This is a genomic window from Muribacter muris (assembly GCF_001038205.1).
Lineage (GTDB): Bacteria > Pseudomonadota > Gammaproteobacteria > Enterobacterales > Pasteurellaceae > Muribacter > Muribacter muris.
In genome coordinates this window covers 1-3,768 of the sequence record NZ_JWIZ01000104.1, presented here as the reverse complement: position 1 = coordinate 3,768, position 3,768 = coordinate 1, and the positions used below count along the sequence as shown (strand labels likewise).

At 47.1% G+C, this 3,768-nt stretch carries 4 protein-coding genes; 3 read left to right on the top strand and 1 reads right to left on the bottom strand.

Annotated features, from left to right (window positions below; translation table 11 throughout):
* The 3 genes from RO21_RS11690 to RO21_RS11675 form a co-directional block, all read left to right on the top strand.
* Positions 1 to 1,713 (top strand): replication endonuclease (locus RO21_RS11690; RefSeq protein ID WP_053067786.1); only part of this gene is annotated, 1,713 nt, incomplete at its 5' end.
* A 235-nt stretch (positions 1,714 to 1,948) separates the two neighbouring features.
* On the top strand, positions 1,949 to 2,194 hold the full coding sequence (locus tag RO21_RS11680) for a hypothetical protein (protein WP_047977956.1): 246 nt from the start codon (positions 1,949 to 1,951) through the stop codon (positions 2,192 to 2,194).
* Positions 2,194 to 2,496 carry a hypothetical protein gene (locus tag RO21_RS11675; RefSeq protein WP_047977955.1) on the top strand — a complete coding sequence of 101 codons (303 nt, stop codon included), beginning with the start codon at positions 2,194 to 2,196 and terminating at the stop codon, positions 2,494 to 2,496. The genes RO21_RS11680 and RO21_RS11675 overlap by 1 nt, the downstream gene beginning before the upstream one ends.
* On the opposite strand, the gene RO21_RS11670 is transcribed toward RO21_RS11675, so the two are convergent.
* Complete coding sequence (locus RO21_RS11670; RefSeq protein WP_047977954.1) at positions 2,497 to 3,486, bottom strand: tyrosine-type recombinase/integrase; 990 nt, start codon at positions 3,484 to 3,486, stop codon at positions 2,497 to 2,499.
* Between the last annotated feature and the right edge of the window lie 282 nt (positions 3,487 to 3,768).

Below are 3,768 nucleotides of genomic sequence, written 5' to 3'. Positions count from 1 at the left end.
TTAAAGCAAATCGCCGATACGCTTGCCTTTAAAATGGAGCAAATGCAAGATGAATACTGCATAAAGCACCAACATAAAGCCACCAATGCCGACACCGCCCGTGCCGTAGTAAGCGAACTCTACCAAGCGCAAATCAAACTCTGTGATGGCTATCACATCAACGCCCCCTATGCGAAAAAAGGCAGAAAGGGGCTACTGACCAAAGAAGAATTAGAAACCGGCTTTTTAAAACTCGCCTGTCCGACCTTTTGGTTGAATAAGCTCAAACGGGCGGCGATCCGAATGAAAGAGCATTTGGCAATAGCGGTCGGAATGGTCAGTATCGCCACCGGCGGCTATGTCAGTTGCGAACGGTTATCGGCATTTGAGGCACAGCGCAAAGCCAACTACGAATTTATTAAAAACAGCATCATCACCAACCTGTTAGATGAGGAAGAACAAACCGAGCTACTGGATATTTGGCTGAAATCCAGCAGTAACCCGAAAAAACGACGCATCGAGTTGATGACCCGAATGAACGGCTTCGACCAAATCGCCGAACATAATGGCGATGAGGGCTTATTCATCACCCTGACTGCGCCGTCCAAATATCACGCAATGTTAGAAAACGGCGGCGTGAACCCGAAATGGAACGGTGCATCACCCAACCAAACCCAACAATATTTATGCGGCGTATGGGCAAAAATCCGTGCCGAACTCAATCGCCAACACATCAAAACCTATGGCTTTCGGGTTGCCGAACCGCACCACGATGCAACACCACACTGGCATTTGCTCCTTTATGCCCGCCCTGAACATATCCGAGCTTTAAAACGGGTCTTTTGGCATTACGCCCTAGAAGAAGACGGCACAGAAAAAGGGGCAAGAAAGCACCGTTGCACCTTCAAAACCATTGATCGTAAAAAAGGGTCAGGGGCGGCATACCTTGCCAAATATGTTTCCAAAAACGTGGACGGTTACGCAATGGACGATCTCAAATCCGATGAAACCGGCAACGACAGCAAAATCGCTGCCCTGCGTGCGTTAGCGTGGGCATCAACGTGGGGCATTCGCCAGTTCCAACAAATCGGCGGGGCAAGTGTCGGCGTTTGGCGGGAAGTCCGCAAACTGGGCGACATTGTGCAAGATGACGAGATTATCGACACCCTTCGTATGATTGCCGACCTCGGCGATTGGGCGGCTTATACCGTCTATCAAGGCGGGGCGTTGGCACTGCGGAAAGACCTCAAAGCCCGTCTGCACTATGCCGTGTATGGTGAAAATAAATACAAAGAAACCCGCAAAAAAGTGAACGGTATTACAAACCAACTCAACGGCACGATCACCGAAACCCGTTTGAAAGAGTGGATAATCAGTCGCAAGCCGGCAAACTGGGACGAACTCAAACAGCAACGGCTTTTCGGCATCAATGGGCAATCAGCCACCGCCGAGCATAGCGAGGCAGAAATAGGCGGCAACGCCGCCCTTGGACTTGTGTCAGTAACTGTACCAGTTCAAAAAACAAACAAATCATCAGACATTGACCCAAGACTAAGAGAGCGAATAAAAAATCAGCTTATTTTAATCCGAGGGAGAGCCACAGAATATCAAATTGATGATTTATTAAACGGAAAACATCTCCCAATTTACAGCAACGAGCAAATCGGCATCTATCTCAGATACAGCCGAGGGCAACTCATTGAAGAAAAAATCCCCAAAACACACTTTCATTAGGAGCAACTATGCTGAAATGTTTATTTAAAGGGCATTCCTTCGCCCGATTTGATCAAGACAGAATCAAATGTACCCAATGCGGAAGAGTCAAACTTATGCCGTGCAGCCACAAATGGAAAGTAATTCACATTAGCACTGCACAGGAATCGGGCATAATCTCAGAATTTGTCTATACCCGATCGTGCAGTCTCTGCGGTGCAATCAAGAAAACCCCAGTCAATTTTTTGGAGGAAAAATGGCAAGACAATTCAAAGTAACCGAACTCGGCGTGGAAATTCAGTGCAGTAAATGCCGTGATTTATATCCGGCAGATACGGAATTTTTCTACAAACAAAGTCGGGGTAAATGGGGATTACATTCGTGGTGTAAAGCCTGTTATGTAGAACAACCGTCAGCGATTGCAAGACGCAAGCGCTATGCCGAAAAAGTGGCAAAACGTAAACCTAAAGATGAGGTATTGATTAAAGAGGAGAATTTGTAATGGAACAAACACAACAAGCGGTCAGTAATGAGCAACTTTTTGCAAAATTATGTGCGGTGGAAGCCCTACTCAAAGAACAGCAGTTATCGGAGCATAGCCGAGAGTTATGGGGTAATCAGCAGATTGCGGATTATTTTAAGGTTAGTACCGAACACGCACGGCGGTGGATTGTGGTGGATCCGCGTTTTCCTGCACCGGTAGATACGTTATCCCGTACCGGCGGCAACAGTAAAAATCTGTATGTATCCGGTGAGGTAGTGCAGTTTGCGTTAAAGTACCGTAAGAAAAAAGCCTCGCTTTAATTAGTCTAATTTATTCGCCACTTCTGACATATCAGGGGCATAGTAGGTATTTTGCAGAATAGATAAATCCCTATGCCCGCTCATTTTTGCCAATTCCATTACCGATAATTTTTTTGCAAGCCGTGTAAGGGCTTCCCTCCGTGTATCGTGAAAATGTAAATCGTCCAACATTACCCGTTTTTTAAGCTTACGAAAGAGCGCATCTAAATTGCTGGAGGTGAGCTGAAAGACACTTTCGCCGTCTGCGACTTCCTCAAGTTTTTCAAGCAATTTGAGGGCGGTGGTTGAAAGCGGGACATCTCGTGCGTAGCCGTTCTTGGTTTGAGGCAGGTGCGCAATGCGGCGTTCAGTGTGAATATGTTCCCACGTCAGATTGACGATTTCGCCGGCCCGCATTGCGGTTTCAATCGCAAATAAAATGGCAATGCCGACCCGTGCGGTGGCGGTTTCCGGTGGCTTGTTCCACGAAAAACCGGAAGCGTAAATCAGGCTGTTGATTTCGCCCGTGGTGTAACGGCGGCTGCGGGGTTTGGGTGTTTCCGGTTTGCGAATGCCTTTGAGGTAGTTGGTGCCAATCAATTTCCATTCGTGTTGGGCAATGTTGAGCATATTGCCAAGGGTTGACCATTCTCGGTGGACGCTGGCGGGGCTGACTTCGGCAAGGCGTTGATCTCGCCATTGTTGGAAGTGCTTTTCCGTGAGGTCTTGTAGGGAGACTTTGGCTATCGGCATTTCAAGCAAGCGGGTGAGACGTAGCATTTCGTGCCGAGCGCTGCGTTTTTTCGGGGTGATTTCGGCAAGGTATTTTTCAATCACATAAGAAAAAGGCAGGTCGGGGGTGTTGTTGTAAGTGCCGGCGTTGATTTCCATTTCAAGCTGGTGTGCCCAAGCAGTGGCTTCGGCTTTGGTGCGAAAGGTTGCCGATTTACTAATGCCTTTGCGTCTGACTTGCGCTCGCCAGCCGTTGGCCCGTTTGGTGAAAGTCGCCATAAAAATTCCCTGTGCGTGTGGTGCAAATAAAGGTGCGTTTTTGGTGCAATTCAATGATATACGAGATCGGTCTAGATCGCAAAGGGAGCGATTTTTTGTTAATTTGGAAAAAATAAATATAAGAAAATTGTTTTACTTTCAATGAAATAGCGTATTTGATCGGAAAATATAGGATTTTGTGAGTATGTGGCTTAGTGTGAAGTGGTGCGACCGGCTGGATGCCCATAAATAATGTAATCAATGAGTTATCCTAACTTCGAGCAGTTCGTGTGCACAAGTGGT